Raw genomic sequence first — 18,852 nt, forward strand, 5'->3', positions numbered from 1 at the left:
TTTTCCACCTGCGGGGGTGCGCCTTGCGCGAAATCGTCCTGATAAACATCACGGGAGTCGACCGTCCGGGTCTGACTGCGGCCATTACCGGCGTTCTGGCCCAGGGTGGTGTGAACATTCTCGACATCGGTCAGGCGGTGATCCATGACACCTTGTCGTTCGGTATCCTGGTTGAAATTCCCGACACCGAACAAGGCAGGTCCGTGCTCAAGGACATCCTGTTCAAGGGCTATGAGCTCGATCAACAGGTGCGTTTCACGCCGGTGTCCGAAGAGGATTACCAGCAGTGGGTCGGCAACCAGGGCAAAAAACGCCACATCGTGACCCTGTTGACCCGCAAGGTGACGGCCGGGCAGTTGCAGGCCGTGAGTTCGATCACCGCCAAATATGGCCTGAACATCGACCACATCGATCGTCTGTCCGGGCGCATGCCGCTGGACACGCCGGCCGACAAGGGCAAGGGCTGCATCGAGTTTTCCGTGCGTGGCGAAGCGGCTGATCCGCAGGCGCTGCGTGCCGAATTCCTCAGCGTTGCCCAGGAACTGAATGTCGATATTGCCTTCCAGGAAGATTCGCTGTTCCGTCGCAACCGTCGCCTGGCTGTGTTCGACATGGATTCAACGCTCATCGAAGCCGAAGTGATCGATGAACTGGCCAAGGCCGCAGGCGTCGGCGAAAAAGTGTCGGAAATCACCGAGCGGGCGATGGCCGGCGAACTGGATTTTCGCGCCAGCTTCAAGGAACGCCTGGCCTTGCTCAAGGGGCTGGACGTTAATGTGCTGGACTCCATCGGCGCCTCGCTGCGCCTGACCGAAGGTGCTGAAACCCTGTTCGCCGAACTCAAGCGCCTGGGCTACAAGACCGCGATTCTGTCAGGTGGCTTCACCTACTTCGCCAAGCAATTGCAGGCCAGGCTGGGTATCGACTACGTGTTCGCCAACGAACTGGAAGTGGTCGACGGCAAAGTCACCGGCGTGGCGGTCGAGCCGATTGTCGATGCGCAGCGCAAGGCGGATTTGCTGAAGGAACTGGCACACAAGGAAGGCTTGCGCCTGGAGCAGACCATTGCGGTCGGCGACGGTGCCAATGACTTGCCGATGCTGGCGATTGCCGGGTTGGGCGTGGCGTTCCGTGCCAAGCCGCTGGTGAAGCAGTCGGCCAAGCAGGCGATTTCGACTCTGGGCCTGGACGGCGTGCTGTATCTGCTGGGCTTCCGCGATCGCGACGGACAGCTCTGATACACCCGAAATAAATGTGGGAGCGGCGGTGCGGCGCTCCCACAGGGATGCAGCTCGGTCTTTAAGCTTTTGGCGAGCCCATGCCCTGACCCATCTGCACCGCAGTACCGGCGGTCATTTCTTCAGCCCACTTCACCTGATCCGGCCCGAACAGCACGACAGCGGTCGAACCCAGTTTGAAGCGTCCCAGCTCCGCACCTTTTTCCAGGTGGATCGGCGCGCGCGCGGCTTCGTCGTAGCGGAAGGTTTTCAGCTCGCGCTTCGGCGGCGTGACCAGGCCGGCCCACACCGTTTCAATCGACGCCACGATCATCGCGCCCACCAGCACCACGGCCATTGGCCCGCGCTCGGTGTCGAAAATGCACGCCACGCGCTCGTTGCGGGCGAACAGTTCCGGAACGTTTTCAGCGGTGGTCTGGTTGACCGAGAACAGGCGGCCCGGGATGTAGACCATTTCGCGCAGGGTGCCGGCCAGCGGCATGTGCACGCGGTGGTAGTCCTTCGGCGACAGGTAGATGGTCGCGAAGTCGCCCCCCATGAACGGCGCAGCATTTGCCGCATCGCCACCCAACAGTTCCAGCACGCTGAAGCTGTGGCCCTTGGCCTGGAACACGCGGCCGTGCTCGATCGGGCCGAGCTGGCTGATCGCACCGTCGGCGGGGCTGAGGATCGCGCCCGGGGTTTCGTCCAATGGACGGGCACCGTCTTTCAATGCACGGGTGAAGAACGCGTTGAAGTGCTCGTAGGCGGTCAGGTCTTCGACCAGCGCCTGGGACATGTCCACCTGATAACGCTTGGCGAACCAGGCGGTAAAGGCATTCTTGAACCAGCGAACGCGGCATTCGGCGATGCAGCCGGCCAGTCGCGAGAGCAGGTTGTGGGGCAGCAGGTACTGGCCGAGGAGAAACAGACGCTTGTTCATTAACGGTCCTTAAAAATCTTAAATTTCTACCGGGGTATCGGGATGGTTGCCCCATTCGCCCCAGGAGCCGGCGTAGCCTTTGACCCGCGGATAACCGAGGGATTTGGCCACCAGATAGGTGAAGCCAGAACGATGGTGAGTCTGGCAGTGGGTAATCACTTCTTTGTCTTTGCTGATCCCGAGTTGTTCGAGGATCTGCGGCATGTCGGTGCGGATGCGCAACTGGCGTGCCCGATCCATGCCCGCGGTCCATTCGAAATTGACCGCGCCGGGAATGTGCCCGCCCTTGGCTGCCAGGACTTTCTCGCCGGAGTACTCCTGCGGCCCGCGTGCATCCCAGATTGCCAGGTCGGCGGCGCCGAGGCGGCTTTGCAGGTATTCGCGGGTGGCGGTGGGTTCGTCGTGCAAGGTCAGTGAAACCGGGCCGCCCACCGGTGGCGGGATCTGGATCGACATGGGCAAGCCTTCCGCCAGCCAGGCCGTCAGGCCGCCGTCGATATAGTGGTACTTGCTGTGGCCGATGACATCCAGCAGCCAGATGAAGCGCCCGGCCCAACCGCCGCCTTCGTCGTCATACACCACGTAGATCGCGTCGGGGTTGTGTCCCAGTTCACCAAACAGCGCTTCGAGTGCTGCCTGCGGGGGCATCAGCCCCGGGGCGGGGGCCTGGCCGAGCTGTGTGCGTTTCGGATCGACAAAGCGTGCGCCGGGAATGTGCCCTTCGGCGTAGCGGGCGGGACTGGTCAAGTCCACCAGAATCAGTTCGCGGGCGTCGAGGCGAGGGAGCAAGTCGCTCGGCTCGATCACCAGCGGCAAGCCAGAGAAGTCAGACATGTGAGGTCTCCAGAGCACAAAAGGGAGGATTGTAACGCAGCTTATTGGCCACGGTGGCTAAAGCTGTGCAGGGCTTTTTCGATGCACTGCGCGGTTTTGCCGAAGGCCTGTACGGAAATTTCCGAAAACGGCCCGCCGCCTTGATCCGCCACGACGATCATGATCACCCGGCCATTGTTGACCAGCGAGCGCAGCAGCAAGTGTTCACCATTGAACTGCGAACGCAGGCTGTTGGGCAGCAGGGCCGAGAATTGCGCGTTGTTGGTTGGCGTCAGTCGCACCTGGGCCTGTTGCGCGAGCAGGCGTTGCAACACGTTGCTCTGGCTGACCACGAAATTCAACCCGGCAGCCTCCTTCGGCAGGCCGGCCGTTTGGTGCACGCGCAGATTGGCGTGGGTGCGGTCGGCCATCAGGATCATCACCCGGCGCATGCCGCAGGCCACGAGGGCGTCCCGGGCGGCGATGGTCAAGTGCATGGCATTGGTGAAACGACTCGGCTCGACCAGCAGTTCGGCGCATTGCTTGCGCCACTTCGCCAGGTCTTCGGCGGTGGGTGCCGCTGCCGGCAGCAAGCCTGCGTGGACACGGTTCATGCCCCACGGCCAGATCAGCGACTCGGCGGGGTGCCAGAGGTCGGGCATGGCGTGTTGGCGTGCGCTGTTGGCGGCTTGCTGGTGCAGTTGTTGCTGCAGCTCGTCCATTGGCATTTGCAGGTAAAGGCTGGTCAGGTACTGCCAGCGCTCACTGTGGGGGCTGTCCCAGGCGTGTTGCGCCGACAGCGCCAGCCCGTTGGCCAGCAGCACGGTATTGGCCGGTTGATTGAGCCAGCGGCGCAGGGTCGGATCGTCATCGAGGCGGTTCTGCTGGCGCAGTGGATGCTCGCTGTCACGGGCAATACGCAGGACCTTCACCAGTTCCCGCTCCTCGGTGAGCAGCAGTCGATAGCCTTGCTGCACCCAGATCGGCAGGTGCCAGACCTCCACCAGTGCCTGGCCAATCTCCAGCAGGCGTACGCCAAACAGTTGCTGTTCGACTTTGCGTGCCGATTCACCTTTATGGATGACCCGCAGCTCCCAGTTTTCGAGCAGTTTCGGATGGGTCAGCGCCAGCGGCCACAGGGGCGAAAGAAACAGCAGGCTGCCCCAGTGGATGTCCTGCCACAGGCGCGCCAGGCGACTGGCAAAAAAGCCATTGGCCTGTTGCGTGGCGTGCTGGCTGATCATCTGCAACTGACGCAGGGCTTTGGGAATCTCGGACTGGGGTTCGGCGGGCAGGCGCGCGAGCAGTTCTTCGGTGCGTTTCAGGCCGAGGCGATTGATCGCAACTTCAAGGTTTTCCGCAGGCTCGGTCATGCCGCCGTGGGTATGCCGGTTGGCTTCGCGAATCACGCTCAAGGCCAGGGCCGGGCTGCCTTGCATGAGGTCGGCGATATCGCGCAACGAGCTGCGATTGTCGCGGATGGCCTTGCAGACCCGGTCGTGGCTGGCTTGCGGAACCGGCAGGCGCACGCCATCGAGAAGCTTGACCCAGCCTTCGAGAGTGGTCGGTTTCGGGGTTGGGGCGTTCGTTTCGTTAACCATGGTGGGAGGCGATCATCGTCAACAGTACCTGTGCCCGCAAGGGGTCAAATTAGCTTTTCGCCTGAACTGGCTATAGTCTGGCGCAGTTTTGCCGATAAGTAGAAGAAGAGATTTTTTAACTTCCGAATATGACCTTGAACCCGACTCAGTAAGTGCTCTCCTAACCTATGGCTAAAATTATCGGCATCATCGTCGTATTCGCGAGCGTGCTCGGCGGATACGTGCTTTCCCACGGCAAGATTGCCGCCCTGATCCAGCCTTTCGAGGTCATGATCATCGGCGGCGCGGCCCTCGGCGCCTTCTTGCAGGCCAACCCCGGCTATATGACGATGCACGTGCTCAAGAAGTCCCTGAGCATGTTCAGTTCGCGTTTCAACCACGCCTTCTACCTGGAAGTGCTGGGCCTGATCTACGAGATCCTCAACAAGAGCCGCCGCGAAGGCATGATGGCCATCGAAGGCGACATCGAAGATGCCGCCGCGAGCCCGATCTTCGCCAAGTACCCGACGGTGCTGAAGGACGAGCGCATGACCGCGTTCATCTGCGATTACCTGCGCATCATGTCCTCCGGCAACATGGCTCCCCACGAGCTGGAAGGCTTGTTCGACATGGAGCTGTTCAGCCTCAAGGAAGACCTTGAGCATCCATCCCACGCCGTCAACGGCATCGCCGATGCCATGCCTGGTTTCGGTATCGTCGCGGCGGTACTGGGGATCGTGGTGACCATGGCTTCGTTGGGTGAGGGCGACCAGAAGTCCATCGGCCTGCACGTGGGTGCGGCATTGGTGGGTACCTTCTTCGGTATTCTCGCCGCCTACGGCTTCTTCGGCCCGCTGGCCCATTCCCTGGCCCACGATGCCAAGGAAGAACTGAACGTCTACGAAGCCATCAAGGCCTCGCTGGTGGCTTCGGCTTCCGGCATGCCGCCATCGCTGGCCGTGGAGTTCGGGCGCAAGGTCCTGTACCCGGCGCACCGTCCAAGCTTCGCCGAGCTGGAACAAGCGGTTCGCGGTCGTTAGTGCTTTGTTTCGCAAATACGCTCCTTTTTGGCGAGTGACTGTTGTTGCCAGACAAGGCGCCGCGACGAGTCATAGCCCCCGCTATGGCGAGGAGCGGCAACGCAGTATGGCGACAACAGGCACCGTCAAAAAGGAACAGTATTTGTGAGACAGAGCACTCTCCATGGAAAATAACCAGCCGATAATCATCAAGCGCGTCAAGCGCATCGCCGGCGGGCATCACGGGGGCGCCTGGAAAATCGCCTTCGCCGACTTCGCCACGGCGATGATGGCGTTCTTCCTGGTGTTGTGGCTGCTGTCCACCGCCACGCCGGAACAGAAGATTGCCATCGCCGGTTACTTCAAGGACCCGATCGGCTTTTCCGAAAGCGGCACGCCCTACATCATCGATCTGGGCGGCACACCGACCCTGGCGCCGGAAAACACTCTCAACCCGGAGGTGAAGTCCCAACCACAACCGGACAAGGTCACCATCGATACCGATCAGGTCGAAGGCATGGCCGAGCAGGTCGAAAAAGAGCGCCTCGAACTGTTGCTGCAAGAATTGCAGAACAAGGTCGAAGAAAACCCGCAGATGCAGAAGTTCAAGGACCAGATCCTGTTCGAGATCACTCAGGACGGCCTGCGCATCCAGATCATGGACGCGGAAAACCGCCCGATGTTCGACTCAGGCTCAGCTCGCTTGAAGCCGTATTTCGAAGACATCCTGCTGGCCATGGCCGACACCATCAAGGCGGTGCCGAACAAGATCAGCATCAGCGGCCACACCGATGCCAAGCCATACACCGGCACCGGTGAATTCGGTAACTGGGAGCTTTCGGCCAATCGTGCCAACGCCGCACGGCGTGCGCTAGTGGCGGGCAGCTATCCGGATGCTCAGGTGGCACGGGTGGTCGGCTATGCCTCGTCGGCCCTGTTCGATCGCGAGCATCCGTTCAACCCGGTGAACCGCCGTATCGACATCGTCGTACTGACGAAAAAAGCCCAGCGAGCGATCGAAGGTTCGCAAGGGGCGGAGCCTGCTCCTGATGCACCGCAGGGTTCGGCCGCTCCGGGAGCCGTACCGGCTAAGCCGGTCGATCCGAACGCGTTGCCGGCGGACAAGGAGCCTCTGCCGGCTCATGAACTGCGTGAGCGTCTGAACCTGTTCGACGACCCGGCACCGAAACCGGGCGAGCCAGCCAAACCGGCTGAACCGCCCAAACAGTGACCGATAAAAAAGCCGACAGCGATGTCGGCTTTTTTGTCGGCGTTTTCTACGTTAAAAGCCGCGGATGACTCGGGACTTGAGGTCGGCGTGAAAGCGATCCGCATTGGATTTGTTGACGCTGCGCACCGACTCGCTACCGGTCACCGAATCCAGTGACATCGAACGCTTGAGCGTCGACTCGTTGCGATAGGCATCGATAAAGAAGTCGATGTCCCGGTCGCTGATCAGCTTCGGCCATTTATCTAGGTACAACGGCAGCTCTGTCGGGCCGGTCTTGAACGAGCAGATACGCCGATTAGTGATCGTCGCCTCACCGATTTCGAACGGCACCCACCAGGACAGCGCGGTTTTCTCCGATACCACTGCCAGCAGGTGCGTGCATTCGCTGATGTTGCGGGTGATCACCCCGGTGATGTCGTCGGTGGTCTGGGATTCGGCATCCAGCACGTCGAGGTAGGTCTTGATGTTGGCCTGGATCAGGCGTGTGTTGATGTGAACCGCGTGGGCGCGGTCCATGTGGCGGTAGCTGATAAACACTGGCATCAGAAATGTCCCTTGATCGCGAGTTCGCGGTAATAGGCGCCGAGGGCGGTGAGGCGGCAGCCGGTGGCGTGGATGGCGGCGTAGTACATGTGTTCGGCGTCCACCGGTTCGACCAGGCTGTGGCGGTTGCACTTTTGCAGTTGGGCGAAGACCTCGCCCTGTTCCGGGTTGAACTCGGGTTCGGTGGGCTCAAAGCTGGGGGCGAGGGGGTACACCGACTCCGCTTCGGCAAACCATTCGGGGAGTTTGCGCAGGATCTCCTTGGGGATCAGCGGCGACACTTCGCGCAGGGAGATGAACTGCGACACGTTGGTCTTGAACACCGGACGCTGTTCCCAGGCATCGAGGGCGTTGTCGACAAATGAATAAAGGCTGCCGGGAGTGATCTTGCCCAGGATGTTCGCTGCGCCACCGTGCAGGGCCTGGAGCAACAATCCGGTGAACACACCGTGCTGCACGCCCTCCATCGCCGGTTCTTCCTTTTTGCAGGCGGTCAGGATGGTCATGCCTTCGCCGACCACGCTGCCCTCACTGCGCAAGGCGCGCAGTTCGCCGGCCGAGCCGCTCTGGCAACAGTCGAGAATGATCACTTTGTTCTTGATCTTCGTGGCCTTGCTCGCCCAGTTGAGAATGTCGCTGAGGCGAATCCCGTCCTTGGCACTCTTGTAATCCTGCGGGATCAACATGCCTTCGTCGGTGTCAGTGTCGAAGCAGCCGTGGCCGGCGAAATACAGCAGCGCGACATTGCAGTCGCCGGCAAACAGCTCACGGATCTGGTCTTCGAGTTTTTCCCGACTCAGATAGTCCTCGGCGGAGGTCAGTACGATGTTCTTGAAGTTCGGATCGCCATTGGCGTCGGTCTTGAGCACGGAGGCCATGGCCATGGCGTCATTGCTGCAGCCGCTCAGGCGTGACACATGGGTGTAGTCGTTGATGCCGATAAACAGTCCCTTGCGCATGGTTACACCGCCGTATGCTGGCGAATCGCATCGATGATGCTGTTGGTGTTCCACGCACATTCGGCATGTGCCGCGTCACGTACCACCATGGAAATGCGCTCGGCACCGAACGGCTTGATCGCAATGATCACCTTGCCCATGCGCTTGGCGATCTCGATTTCCTTGTTGATCCACTTGCTGTAGGTGGAGTACATCCCGGCCATGATCAATACCGCCGAACACGGGCGAATCTTGTTTTCGATGGCCTCCTCAAGTTGTTTGTCGGTTTTCGCGCCGACGATCGGGTTGTCCGGCGGTACCGAAAAATTCTTGTATGTGAAACCGGGCTTGGCGTTGAGCAGGCGCACGAGATTGTCGTGGGCGTCGGAGTAGTTCCACGAGTGGCTGATGAACAGGTGGTAGGTTTGCATGGGTGTCCCTCGGAGTCGCTGGAGTGCGAAGAGGGTTTGAACTTAGGCGAATGCAGGGCGGCCACAAGGTGTCGGCGCGGAAAGAGAAATGCCCTACAAGCGAGCGTGCGTACGTCTTACAGAAAGGTCTGATGTTTAAGAGGGGGGGAAGATCCAGCCGTCGGCCGCCCCGCTGAAGGCAGGGCGGTCGGCACGTCTGTTTAGTAGCCGTTTTCCGGCAGGCTGGCGATGATCGAGCGGTAGCTGTTCATCCGTTGCTGCTGCACGCGGCCGTCTTCCAGGGCTTTGAGCAGGGCGCAACCCGGTTCGCGGTCATGCTTGCAGTCACGGAAGCGGCAGGTGCCGAGGAGATCGTTGAACTCGATGAAGCCGGCTTCGACGTCGGCACGGCTGACGTGGCCCAGACCGAATTCGCGGATACCCGGGGAGTCGATCAACTCACCGCCGCCGGGGAAGTGGAACAACCGCGCGGTGGTGGTGGTGTGGGTACCCTGGCCAGACAGCTCGGACAGCGGACCGACGCGGGTTTCGACTTCCGGCAGCAGGCTGTTGACCAGCGATGACTTGCCGACACCGGACTGGCCGACGAACACGCTGATGCGTCCGTCCAGCTGCGTCTGCAATTGCTCCATGCCGTTGCCGTGGTGCGCCGACACTTCCAGCACCGGGTAGCCGAGGGTGCGGTATACGGCGAGCAAGGCGTTCAGTGCAGGAGCGTTGTTTTCGTCGATCAGGTCGAATTTGTTCAGCAGCAACAGTGGCTTGATGCCTGCATGTTCGGCCGCCACCAGGTAACGGTCGATCAGGTTGGCATGGGGCTCGGGCAGCGGTGCAAACACGATGACGATCATGTCGACGTTGGCCGCAACCGGCTTGAGCTGACCACGGCTGTCCGGGCGACATAGCTCGGTGTTGCGCGGCAGTTGCGCCACGATCACGCCGATGCCCTGGTTGCCGGCACGCCAGACCACCTGATCGCCGGTCACCAGCGCCGGCAGGTTGGCGCGCAGGTGGCAACGGAACACCTGGCCGGCCAGTTCGCCATCACGGGCCTCGACTTCGACCTGCACACCGAAGTGCGCGATCACCAGACCGTGCTGTTCCGGGCCCAGATCGCCGCCCTCAAGCGCCTCGACGGCCGAGGACTCGCGTTTGGCGGCGCGGGCAGCGCGTTCGCCCTGAATCTTTTCGATGCGCCAGTTTTGACGACGATTGAGTTGGCGTTTGGCCATGGGTGTTCCGTATCAAGAATGCAGCGATTAGGTAAAACGGCCGCGAGTTTAGCACGCCCGGCCACCGGCCTAGGCTAAACTGCGCAGCATTGCCTAGGAGCCGACACATGCAAAACCCACAGAACCTGATCTGGATCGACTTGGAGATGACCGGTCTGAACCCGGACACGGACGTCATCATCGAAATGGCCACCATCGTCACCGACAGTGACCTGAACACCCTGGCCGAAGGCCCGGTGATCGCCATTCACCACAGCGACGAAATCCTCGCTGGCATGGACGAGTGGAATACTCGTCAGCACGGCGGTTCCGGGCTGACCCAGCGGGTTCGCGACAGCCGCATCAGCATGGCCGAAGCCGAAGCCGAAACCATCGCCTTCCTGGAGAAGTGGGTGCCGAAGGGCAAGTCGCCGATCTGCGGCAACAGCATCTGCCAGGACCGTCGCTTTCTTTATACCCACATGAAATCTCTGGAAAGCTATTTCCACTACCGCAACCTCGACGTTTCCACGCTCAAAGAACTGGCTGCGCGCTGGGCACCGGATGTGCGTGACAGCTTCAAGAAGGGCAGCACCCACCTGGCGCTGGACGACATCCGCGAATCGATCGCCGAGTTGCAGCACTACCGCAAGCATTTCATCAAGTTCTGATACGGCCCACGGTCCTTATGTAGGAGCTGCCGCAGGCTGCGATCTTTTGATCTTGAACACCAAAGTCAAAAGATCGCAGCCTGCGGCAGCTCCTACAGGGGGGGTTGTAGGCTTTGGTGAAGTGAGTAGACTGCGCGCCTTTCTGCAAGGACCGCCAACATGCTGCTGATGCTCTACCTGATCGCCATCACCACCGAAGCCATGACCGGCGCCCTCTCTGCCGGCCGTCGCGGCATGGACTGGTTCGGTGTGGTGCTGATCGCTTGCGTCACGGCGTTGGGGGGCGGTTCGGTACGTGATGTGCTGCTCGGGCACTATCCGCTGACCTGGGTCAAACACCCGGAATACCTGGTGCTGACCACGGCTGCCGCCATGATCACGGTGTTCACGGCGCGCTGGATGCGCCATCTGCGTTCACTTTTCCTGGTGCTCGATGCCATGGGGCTCGTAGCCTTCACCCTGATCGGCTGCATCACCGCCCTGGAAATGGGCCATGGCATGTTGGTCGCCTCCGTCAGTGGCGTGATCACCGGCGTTTTCGGTGGCATCCTGCGGGACATTTTCTGCAACGATATTCCGCTGATCTTCCGGCGTGAGCTCTATGCCAGCGTTTCGTTTGCGGCGGCGTGGTGTTACATGCTGTGTATCTACCTGCAATTACCCGATGGGCAATCGATTCTGATCACCTTGTTCGGCGGCTTTTTGCTGCGCTTGCTGGCGATCCGTTTTCATTGGGAAATGCCGAAGTTCGTCTACAACGACGAAGCCTGACGTTCAGCGTGTTGCCGCAATGCCCACTCGACATGCTCACGCACCAGTTCCGAAGGGTGCTCCCGACGAGCCTTAAGCGCCTCCAGCACCGGAATCGTTGAAGGCGCATTCCCCAGCCCCACCGCCAGGTTGCGCAACCAGTTTTCGTAACCGGTCCGGCGTAGCGGCGAGCCTTCGGTGCTGCTCAGGAATTTGTCCTCATCCCACATGAACAGTTCCGCCAGTCCGGCATTGTCCAGATTGTGCCGCGGCTTGAAGTCGCCTTCACCGGACGGGCGGGCGAAGCGGTTCCACGGACAGACGATCTGACAGTCATCGCAACCGAACACCCGGTTGCCGATCAACGGTCGCAAATCTTCAGGGATCGCGCCTTTGAGTTCGATGGTCAGGTAGGAAATGCAGCGTCGGGCATCCAGCACATAGGGGCCGACGAAGGCGTTGGTCGGACAAATGTCGAGGCAGGCGCTGCACCGCCCGCAATGTTCGGTGGCGTGGGGCGGGTCGACCGGTAGTGGCAGGTCGACGAACAGTTCGGCGAGAAAAAAGTAACTGCCGGCCTTGCGATTCAAGACCAGGGTGTTTTTGCCGATCCATCCAAGACCCGCCTGTTCGGCGATGGCTTTTTCCAGCACCGGGGCACTGTCGACAAAAGCGCGGAAGCCAAATGGTCCAATCTCGGCCTGAATCTTTTCTGCCAGTTGCTGAACGCGTTTGCGGATCAGCTTGTGGTAATCGCGACCCAGGGCATAACGGGAGACGTAGGCTTTTTCCGGTTGGGCGAGCATTTTTGCCATCTGCGTGTCGCCGGACAGGTAGTCCATGCGCAGGGATACCACGCGCAACGTACCCGGCACCAGCTCTTCGGGGTGCGAGCGTTTGCTGCCGTGGGCGCCCATATAGTCCATTTCGCCGTGGTAGCCAGCTTCGAGCCAGCGTTCCAGGTGCTGCTCATGCTCGGCCAGGTCGAGGCCGCTGATGCCGACTTGCTGAAAGCCAAGCTCACGGCCCCAGTCCTTGATGGATTGGGCGAGGGCGGGCAGGTCTGTGGTAATAGCGGGCATGAGACGAGAGAAACCGGAGCTGAGGTGCGTATAATTCTGCCAGACATCGGAGCCCGAAGACGCATGCCGCACACTAAAGATGAATTACCCGACGCGCTGTACAGTGCCGCCCAGGTGCGAGCGCTCGACGCGAGCCTGATCGCCGCCGGCACAGCGGGCTTCGAATTGATGCAGCGCGCGGCGCGGGCGACGTGGCGGGCGCTGGTGCGGCAATGGCCGACCGCGAACGAACTGAGCGTGCTGGCCGGGCATGGCAATAACGCAGGCGACGGCTACCTGGTGGCTGTGTTGGCCCAGCGTGCCGGTTGGTCGGTGCGGGTGCTGGCGGTGGGGGATCCGCAGCGCTTGCAGGGGGATGCGGAGTTGGCCCATGCCGAGGCGGTGTCCGAAAACGTGCTCATCGAGCCCTGGACGGCACAATCCGGATTGCGCGGCATCGTGCTGGATGCTTTGCTTGGCACCGGTCTGAGCGGTGACGTGCGTGATCCCTATGCCAGCGCCATCGTCGCGATCAATGCCAGCGGGCTGCCGGTTGCGGCGGTGGATATTCCGTCAGGGTTGTGTGCGGATACGGGGCGCATCCTTGGTCATGCCGTGCGTGCCGACCTGACGGTCACGTTCATTGGCTTGAAGGTGGGGTTGTTCACCGGCGAGGCGGCCAATGTGGTCGGTGAGCTGGTGTTCAACGACTTGCACGCGGACCCACAGCTAATAGAAGGCGCTGCTTTCTCCGCCCGTCGCCTGACCGCTGCTAATCTGCCGCGTCCAATGGCGCGGGCACAGGCTTCCCACAAAGGTAAGTTCGGCCATGTGTTGCTGATCGGTGGCGACCGTGGGTTGGGTGGCGCGATCCTGCTGAGCGCGCAAAGTGCGCTGCGCAGCGGAGCGGGCATGGTGTCGGTGGCGACCCGCAGCGAACACGTGTCCGCCGCGCTGGCGCGGATCCCCGAGGCGATGGTGCTGGGCACTTCGTCGGCCAATCAATTGATGGGTTTGCTTCAAAAAATTTCTGTATTGGTTGTCGGTCCGGGGCTGGGCCAGGCTGGATGGGGGCGCAGCTTGTTGTCGGCCGCTGCCAATGCACCGCTGCCGCAAGTCTGGGACGCCGATGCGCTGAACATGTTGGCCGGGGAGCGTGTGAGTTTGCCCGGTAATTGCGTGATCACTCCGCATCCGGGCGAAGCGGCACGCTTGCTTGGGGTGAGCACTGCCGACGTTCAGTCTGACCGTCCCGCCGCAGCCCATGCCTTGAGCAAAAAATATACAGCTGTCGTCATCCTGAAAGGTGCCGGCAGCCTGATCGTCCATCCCGATGGGCGTCTGGCGCTGTGTCATCAGGGGCACCCGGCCATGGCCACCGCCGGTTTGGGCGATGTGCTGGCCGGTCTGGTCGGCGCATTGCTGGCCCAGGGCATGGAGCCATTCGACGCAGCCTGCCTGGCGGTCTGGCTGCACGCCAATGCCGGGGCACAACAAGGAAAATCGGGCCGTGGGCTGGCGGCCAGTGATCTGATCCCAGCCATTCGTCAATTGTTGGAGGAGCAAGCACCGTGTCTGAAGTAACCCTGTATCTGGCCGATGAGCTGGCCATGAGCGACTTTGGCGCACGCATTGCCCGAATCACCCAAGGCCATGGCCTGATCTTCCTTGAGGGTAACCTGGGGATGGGCAAAACCACGTTGTCCCGAGGCATCATCCGCGGTCTGGGGCATGTCGGGGCAGTCAAAAGCCCGACCTTTACCCTGGTTGAGCCCTACGAGATCGGCGACATTCGCGCCTTCCATTTCGATTTGTACCGTCTGGTCGATCCGGAAGAGCTAGAGTTCCTCGGTATCCGCGACTACTTCGAAGACGATGCCCTGTGTCTGATCGAATGGCCCGATAAAGGTGCAGGCTTTTTGCCAAAGCCTGACCTGACCATTACCATTAGCCCGCAAGACAGCGGGCGTTCGCTGAAAATTTTATCCCAGGGCTCGCGTGGCGAGGCCTGGTGTGCCGCTTTGGCATTGGAATCCAAATAGATGATGGGGTTAGGTATGCGCTTTCGCGCGTTGGTGGCTGCCGTAGGGGTGTTGTTTTTGGCGGTGACCGTCGACGCTGTGGCCGATTCGAAGGTCAACAGTGTTCGTCTGTGGCGGGCACCGGACAACACGCGACTGGTGTTTGACCTGACCGGCCCGGTGCAGCACAGCGTTTTTACCCTGACGGCTCCGGATCGCCTGGTCATCGACATCAATGGCGCGACCCTCGGTGCGCCGCTCAACGTCAATACCTCGAACACCCCGATTACCGCCATGCGCTCGGCCCAGCGCACGCCGACGGACCTGCGGGTGGTCATCGACCTGAAAAAGGCCGTGACGCCGAAAAGCTTTTCCCTGGCACCGAACGCCCAGTACGGCAACCGGTTGGTGGTCGATCTGTTCGATAACGCCGCAGACGCCGCGCCTCCTCCAGCGCCGACACCGTCGGTCGCCACTGTGCCTGCCGTACCGGTCACGCCGACGGAGCCTGCTATCAAATTGCCGCCAGCCCCGGCCGGCAAACGCGACATCATTGTGGTGATCGACGCCGGTCACGGTGGCGAAGATCCGGGGGCTTCCGGCTCCCGAGGCCAGCGCGAGAAAGACGTGGTGCTGCAGATCGCCCGCGAAACCCAACGCCAGGTCAACGGCATGAAAGGCTTCCGCGCCGAACTGACCCGGACCGGCGACTACTTCATTCCACTGCGCGGCCGTACCGAAATTGCCCGCAAGAAAGGCGCAGACCTGTTCGTCTCGATCCACGCCGACGCCGCGCCTTCTGCCGCCGCTTTCGGTGCCTCGGTGTTTGCCCTGTCTGATCGCGGCGCGACTTCCGAGACCGCCCGTTGGCTCGCCGACAGCGAAAACCGCTCCGACCTGATCGGTGGCGCCGGCAACGTCAGCCTCGATGACAAGGACCGCATGCTCGCCGGCGTACTGCTCGATTTGTCGATGACGGCATCCCTGACCTCCAGCCTGAACGTTGGCCAGAAGGTGCTGAGCAACATCGGCCGGGTGACACCGCTGCACAAGCAACGGGTCGAACAGGCCGGGTTCATGGTGCTGAAATCGCCGGACATTCCGTCGATCCTGGTGGAAACCGGGTTTATCTCCAACGCCAACGAAGCCTCCAAGCTTGCCGCGTCGAGCCACCAGCAGGCGCTGGCGCGTTCAATCAGCAGCGGCGTGCGCCAGTTCTTCCAGCAGAACCCGCCACCGGGCACTTATATTGCCTGGCTGCGCGACTCCGGCAAGATTGTGCAGGGGCCGCGTGATCACCGCGTCAACCCGGGCGAGACCCTGGCGATGATCGCCGTGCGCTATCAGGTTTCGCCCGCGACCCTGCGCAGCGCCAACAACCTGTCGAACGATGAGCTCAAGATCGGTCAGCACCTGACCATTCCGGGCACTGAACTGGCGGCCAAAGAATGAATCAGGTCGTGAACAACGGCGCGCGAATCGAGCTTCTCAGCCCGCGACTGGCGAACCAGATTGCCGCGGGTGAGGTGGTCGAGCGGCCGGCTTCGGTGATCAAGGAACTGCTGGAAAACAGCCTGGATTCCGGCGCCAAGCGCATCGACGTCGATGTGGAGCAGGGCGGTGTCAAGCTGCTGCGGGTGCGCGACGATGGCAGCGGCATTTCCGCAGATGACCTGCCGCTGGCCCTGGCCCGTCACGCCACCAGCAAGATTCGCAACCTGGAAGACCTCGAACAGGTCATGAGCCTGGGGTTTCGCGGCGAGGCCCTGGCATCGATCAGCTCCGTTGCGCGCCTGACCCTGACTTCCCGCACCCGCGACGCCGATCAGGCCTGGCAGGTCGAAACCGAGGGGCGGGACATGGCGCCCCGTGTGCAGCCAGCGGCCCACCCGGTGGGCACTTCGGTTGAAGTGCGCGACCTGTTCTTCAACACGCCAGCGCGGCGCAAGTTTCTCAAGACCGAAAAAACCGAATTCGATCACCTGCAAGAAGTGATCAGGCGCCTGGCCCTGGCGCGCTTCGATGTGGCGTTCCATCTGCGCCACAACGGCAAGACCATCCTCAGCCTGCACGAGGCCCATGATGATGCGGCCCGTGCCCGGCGCGTGGCGGCGATCTGCGGTCCGGGTTTCCTGGAGCAGGCACTGCCGATCGAAATCGAGCGCAACGGCCTGCATCTGTGGGGCTGGGTTGGTTTGCCGACCTTCAACCGCAGCCAGGCCGACCTGCAGTATTTCTTCGTCAATGGCCGTGCGGTGCGCGACAAGCTGGTGGCCCACGCGGTACGCCAGGCCTATCGCGACGTGCTGTTCAACGGTCGGCATCCGACGTTTGTGCTGTTTTTCGAGGTCGATCCGACCGGCGTCGACGTCAACGTGCACCCGACCAAGCACGAAGTGCGCTTCCGTGAAGGGCGCATGGTTCACGATTTCCTCTACGGCACCCTGCACCGCGCCTTGGGCGATGTGCGCCCCGACGATCAGCTGGCAGCGCCGGTCGCCACGGCCATCGTCCGGCCTACCGGCCTTGAAGCCGGTGAATTCGGGCCCCAGGGCGAAATGCGCCTGGCCGCCAATGCGCTGCTGGAACAGCCACAGGCTCAGCCGTCGTTCAATACGCCGGCGGGCTCGGGTTCGGGCGCGGGTTATCAGTATCAATACACGCCGCGACCGCAGTCCGGTGTGCCTGTCGCCGAAGCGCAGGCAGCCTATCGCGAGTTTTTTGCGCCGCTGCCCGAGGCCAATGCCGTCGCGCTCCCGGAGGGGCAGGACGACATCCCGCCGCTGGGTTATGCACTGGCCCAACTCAAGGGCATCTACATTCTTTCGGAAAACGCCCAGGGACTGGTGCTGGTGGACATGCATGCCGCCCACGAGCGGATTATGTATGAGCGTTTGAAGGTGGCGATGGCCAGTGAGGGCCTGAGCGGCCAACCGTTGCTGGTGCCGGAGTCCCTGGCTGTCAGTCAGCGTGAAGCCGATTGCGCCGAGGAACATGTCGCCTGGTTCCAGCGCCTGGGCTTTGAATTGCAGCGCCTGGGCCCGGAAACCCTGGCGATCCGGCAGATCCCGGCACTGCTCAAGCAGGCCGAGGCCAACCGGCTGGTCGCCGACGTCCTGGCTGATCTGATGGAATTCGGCACCAGTGACCGCATTCAGGCGCACCTGAACGAATTGCTCGGGACCATGGCCTGCCACGGCGCGGTTCGTGCGAATCGGCGCCTGGCCTTGCCGGAAATGAACGGTCTGCTGCGTGACATGGAAAACACCGAGCGCAGCGGTCAATGCAACCATGGCCGACCGACCTGGACCCAACTGGGCCTGGACGATCTGGACAAACTGTTCTTGCGCGGTCGTTGATGAGCCAGTTCCCACCTGCGATTTTCCTGATGGGCCCGACCGCCGCCGGCAAGACTGACCTGGCCATCGAGCTCACAAAGGTCCTGCCTTGCGAGTTGATCAGCGTCGATTCGGCGCTGGTCTACCGTGGCATGGACATCGGCACCGCCAAGCCCTCCAAAGAGCTGCTGGCGCAATACCCGCATCGTCTGATCGACATTCTCGACCCGGCCGAGAGCTATTCGGCCGCGGATTTCCGCCGTGACGCTCTGGAAGCCATGGCCGATATCACCGCGCGCGGAAAAATTCCGCTGCTGGTGGGCGGCACGATGCTCTATTACAAGGCTTTGGTTGAAGGTCTGGCGGATATGCCGGCCGCCGATCCCGAGGTCCGCGCGCAAATCGAAGAAGAGGCTGCGCGCCTTGGCTGGCAAGCCTTGCACGACCAGTTGGCGGTCATTGACCCGGTTTCCGCGGCGCGGATTCATCCGAACGATCCGCAGCGTTTGAGTCGAGCACTGGAAGTTTATCGTGTCAGCGGTCAGAGCATGACTGCCCTGCGTTTGCAACAAAGTGCGCAAAGTACTGAAGCAGCCGCTTCGGGACACCAACAATTGCCCTATACTGTCGCGAACTTGGCCATTGCTCCGGCAAATCGTCAGGTACTTCACGAGCGAATTAAACAAAGATTCACTTTAATGTTGGAACAGGGATTCATTGACGAGGTCGTAGCCCTGCGTAATAGAGGTGACCTGCATTCCGGGATGCCGTCTATACGTGCAGTAGGCTACCGCCAGGTCTGGGACTACCTGGATGGCAAGCTGACGTCAGCCGAGATGCAGGAGCGTGGAATCATTGCCACGCGCCAATTGGCGAAACGCCAGTTCACCTGGCTGCGCAGTTGGACTGATCTGCATTGGCTGGACAGTCTGGATTGCGACAATCTGCCGCGCGCCTTGAAATACCTTGGGACCATCTCCATATTGAGCTGAGTCCTTGCAATTGCCGTCTATCCTTGGGGGTGTGGCGGCCAAAGCCATCTGATTACCTATTTTTTATATTGAATCCTTAAAGGAGTGCGGCAC

The 18,852-nt window shown here is 61.4% G+C and carries 18 protein-coding genes; 10 read left to right on the top strand and 8 right to left on the bottom strand.

What is annotated here, in order from left to right:
• The first annotated feature begins 23 nt into the window (after positions 1–23).
• The gene (serB, locus tag ACM6IT_RS15225; RefSeq protein ID WP_414918266.1) at positions 24–1,238 is read left to right on the top strand and encodes a phosphoserine phosphatase SerB; all 1,215 of its coding nucleotides are present in this window, start codon (positions 24–26) and stop codon (positions 1,236–1,238) included.
• 61 nt (positions 1,239–1,299) lie between these two features.
• Here the strand turns inward: serB and asd are convergent, their stop codons facing one another.
• Genes asd through ACM6IT_RS15240 form a run of 3 tightly spaced genes read right to left on the bottom strand, consistent with a single transcriptional unit; the run spans position 1,300 to position 4,574 of the window.
• The gene (gene asd, locus ACM6IT_RS15230; protein WP_008048034.1) at positions 1,300–2,160 is read right to left on the bottom strand and encodes an archaetidylserine decarboxylase; all 861 of its coding nucleotides are present in this window, start codon (positions 2,158–2,160) and stop codon (positions 1,300–1,302) included.
• A gap of 18 nt (positions 2,161–2,178) precedes the next feature.
• On the bottom strand, positions 2,179–2,994 hold the full coding sequence (locus ACM6IT_RS15235) for a rhodanese-like domain-containing protein (protein WP_056725488.1): 816 nt from the start codon (positions 2,992–2,994) through the stop codon (positions 2,179–2,181).
• Positions 2,995–3,035: 41 nt separating this feature from the next.
• The gene (locus tag ACM6IT_RS15240) at positions 3,036–4,574 is read right to left on the bottom strand and encodes an HDOD domain-containing protein (RefSeq protein WP_414918267.1); all 1,539 of its coding nucleotides are present in this window, start codon (positions 4,572–4,574) and stop codon (positions 3,036–3,038) included.
• A 167-nt stretch (positions 4,575–4,741) separates the two neighbouring features.
• On the opposite strand from ACM6IT_RS15240, the gene motA reads away from it, so the two are divergent.
• Both motA and motB read left to right on the top strand, forming a co-directional pair.
• Positions 4,742–5,593, top strand: a complete 852-nt coding sequence (gene motA / locus ACM6IT_RS15245; protein ID WP_015093220.1) for a flagellar motor stator protein MotA — start codon at positions 4,742–4,744, stop codon at positions 5,591–5,593.
• 163 nt (positions 5,594–5,756) lie between these two features.
• Positions 5,757–6,803, top strand: coding sequence for a flagellar motor protein MotB (gene motB / locus ACM6IT_RS15250; RefSeq protein ID WP_414918268.1), 1,047 nt, complete (start codon positions 5,757–5,759; stop codon positions 6,801–6,803).
• A gap of 51 nt (positions 6,804–6,854) precedes the next feature.
• Here motB and ACM6IT_RS15255 read toward each other — a convergent pair whose 3' ends face one another.
• The 4 genes from ACM6IT_RS15255 to rsgA form a co-directional block, all read right to left on the bottom strand.
• Complete coding sequence (locus ACM6IT_RS15255) at positions 6,855–7,346, bottom strand: toll/interleukin-1 receptor domain-containing protein (RefSeq protein ID WP_056725481.1); 492 nt, start codon at positions 7,344–7,346, stop codon at positions 6,855–6,857.
• The gene (locus ACM6IT_RS15260) at positions 7,346–8,305 is read right to left on the bottom strand and encodes a caspase family protein (RefSeq protein WP_414918269.1); all 960 of its coding nucleotides are present in this window, start codon (positions 8,303–8,305) and stop codon (positions 7,346–7,348) included. The genes ACM6IT_RS15255 and ACM6IT_RS15260 overlap by 1 nt, the downstream gene beginning before the upstream one ends.
• 2 nt (positions 8,306–8,307) lie before the next feature.
• Positions 8,308–8,715 carry a TIR domain-containing protein gene (locus tag ACM6IT_RS15265; RefSeq protein WP_414918270.1) on the bottom strand — a complete coding sequence of 136 codons (408 nt, stop codon included), beginning with the start codon at positions 8,713–8,715 and terminating at the stop codon, positions 8,308–8,310.
• A gap of 200 nt (positions 8,716–8,915) precedes the next feature.
• Complete coding sequence (gene rsgA, locus ACM6IT_RS15270) at positions 8,916–9,947, bottom strand: small ribosomal subunit biogenesis GTPase RsgA (RefSeq protein ID WP_223541730.1); 1,032 nt, start codon at positions 9,945–9,947, stop codon at positions 8,916–8,918.
• Between the two features lie 107 nt (positions 9,948–10,054).
• On the opposite strand from rsgA, the gene orn reads away from it, so the two are divergent.
• The gene (gene orn, locus ACM6IT_RS15275) at positions 10,055–10,597 is read left to right on the top strand and encodes an oligoribonuclease (protein ID WP_007995036.1); all 543 of its coding nucleotides are present in this window, start codon (positions 10,055–10,057) and stop codon (positions 10,595–10,597) included.
• A 159-nt stretch (positions 10,598–10,756) separates the two neighbouring features.
• Positions 10,757–11,368, top strand: coding sequence for a trimeric intracellular cation channel family protein (locus ACM6IT_RS15280; RefSeq protein WP_056725470.1), 612 nt, complete (start codon positions 10,757–10,759; stop codon positions 11,366–11,368).
• Here ACM6IT_RS15280 and queG read toward each other — a convergent pair.
• A complete protein-coding gene (gene queG / locus ACM6IT_RS15285) occupies positions 11,350–12,429 on the bottom strand; it encodes a tRNA epoxyqueuosine(34) reductase QueG (RefSeq protein ID WP_414914221.1) in 1,080 nt (359 codons plus the stop codon). The genes ACM6IT_RS15280 and queG overlap by 19 nt on opposite strands.
• A gap of 63 nt (positions 12,430–12,492) precedes the next feature.
• Here queG and ACM6IT_RS15290 point away from each other — a divergent pair, with 63 nt between their 5' ends.
• From ACM6IT_RS15290 to miaA, 5 genes are read left to right on the top strand one after another with little or no spacing between them, the layout of a single operon-like run.
• On the top strand, positions 12,493–13,992 hold the full coding sequence (locus tag ACM6IT_RS15290; RefSeq protein WP_414918271.1) for an NAD(P)H-hydrate dehydratase: 1,500 nt from the start codon (positions 12,493–12,495) through the stop codon (positions 13,990–13,992).
• The gene (gene tsaE, locus ACM6IT_RS15295; RefSeq protein ID WP_056725465.1) at positions 13,980–14,450 is read left to right on the top strand and encodes a tRNA (adenosine(37)-N6)-threonylcarbamoyltransferase complex ATPase subunit type 1 TsaE; all 471 of its coding nucleotides are present in this window, start codon (positions 13,980–13,982) and stop codon (positions 14,448–14,450) included. The genes ACM6IT_RS15290 and tsaE overlap by 13 nt, the downstream gene beginning before the upstream one ends.
• Positions 14,451–15,881: an N-acetylmuramoyl-L-alanine amidase gene (locus ACM6IT_RS15300; RefSeq protein WP_056725463.1), complete on the top strand. Its 1,431-nt coding sequence runs from the start codon at positions 14,451–14,453 to the stop codon at positions 15,879–15,881. It abuts the gene before it with no gap.
• Positions 15,878–17,788 carry a DNA mismatch repair endonuclease MutL gene (mutL, locus tag ACM6IT_RS15305; RefSeq protein ID WP_056725462.1) on the top strand — a complete coding sequence of 637 codons (1,911 nt, stop codon included), beginning with the start codon at positions 15,878–15,880 and terminating at the stop codon, positions 17,786–17,788. The genes ACM6IT_RS15300 and mutL overlap by 4 nt, the downstream gene beginning before the upstream one ends.
• Positions 17,788–18,759, top strand: a complete 972-nt coding sequence (miaA, locus tag ACM6IT_RS15310) for a tRNA (adenosine(37)-N6)-dimethylallyltransferase MiaA (protein WP_414914299.1) — start codon at positions 17,788–17,790, stop codon at positions 18,757–18,759. Before mutL ends, miaA begins: the two co-directional genes overlap by 1 nt.
• The last annotated feature ends 93 nt before the right edge of the window (positions 18,760–18,852 follow it).

Origin of the sequence: Pseudomonas sp. IT-P4, from assembly GCF_949767755.1 — a bacterium.
GTDB lineage: Bacteria > Pseudomonadota > Gammaproteobacteria > Pseudomonadales > Pseudomonadaceae > Aquipseudomonas > Aquipseudomonas monachiensis.

Coding starts and splice junctions, on each gene's coding strand:
- asd (WP_008048034.1), bottom strand. CDS start 2,160: ATGAACAAGCGTCTGTTTCTCCTCGGCCAGTACCTGCTGCCCCACAAC.
- ACM6IT_RS15235 (WP_056725488.1), bottom strand. CDS start 2,994: ATGTCTGACTTCTCTGGCTTGCCGCTGGTGATCGAGCCGAGCGACTTG.
- ACM6IT_RS15300 (WP_056725463.1), top strand. CDS start 14,451: ATGATGGGGTTAGGTATGCGCTTTCGCGCGTTGGTGGCTGCCGTAGGG.
- miaA (WP_414914299.1), top strand. CDS start 17,788: ATGAGCCAGTTCCCACCTGCGATTTTCCTGATGGGCCCGACCGCCGCC.
- ACM6IT_RS15265 (WP_414918270.1), bottom strand. CDS start 8,715: ATGCAAACCTACCACCTGTTCATCAGCCACTCGTGGAACTACTCCGAC.
- ACM6IT_RS15280 (WP_056725470.1), top strand. CDS start 10,757: ATGCTGCTGATGCTCTACCTGATCGCCATCACCACCGAAGCCATGACC.
- ACM6IT_RS15290 (WP_414918271.1), top strand. CDS start 12,493: ATGCCGCACACTAAAGATGAATTACCCGACGCGCTGTACAGTGCCGCC.
- ACM6IT_RS15255 (WP_056725481.1), bottom strand. CDS start 7,346: ATGCCAGTGTTTATCAGCTACCGCCACATGGACCGCGCCCACGCGGTT.
- queG (WP_414914221.1), bottom strand. CDS start 12,429: ATGCCCGCTATTACCACAGACCTGCCCGCCCTCGCCCAATCCATCAAG.
- ACM6IT_RS15240 (WP_414918267.1), bottom strand. CDS start 4,574: ATGGTTAACGAAACGAACGCCCCAACCCCGAAACCGACCACTCTCGAA.
- ACM6IT_RS15260 (WP_414918269.1), bottom strand. CDS start 8,305: ATGCGCAAGGGACTGTTTATCGGCATCAACGACTACACCCATGTGTCA.
- motB (WP_414918268.1), top strand. CDS start 5,757: ATGGAAAATAACCAGCCGATAATCATCAAGCGCGTCAAGCGCATCGCC.
- mutL (WP_056725462.1), top strand. CDS start 15,878: ATGAATCAGGTCGTGAACAACGGCGCGCGAATCGAGCTTCTCAGCCCG.
- orn (WP_007995036.1), top strand. CDS start 10,055: ATGCAAAACCCACAGAACCTGATCTGGATCGACTTGGAGATGACCGGT.
- rsgA (WP_223541730.1), bottom strand. CDS start 9,947: ATGGCCAAACGCCAACTCAATCGTCGTCAAAACTGGCGCATCGAAAAG.
- motA (WP_015093220.1), top strand. CDS start 4,742: ATGGCTAAAATTATCGGCATCATCGTCGTATTCGCGAGCGTGCTCGGC.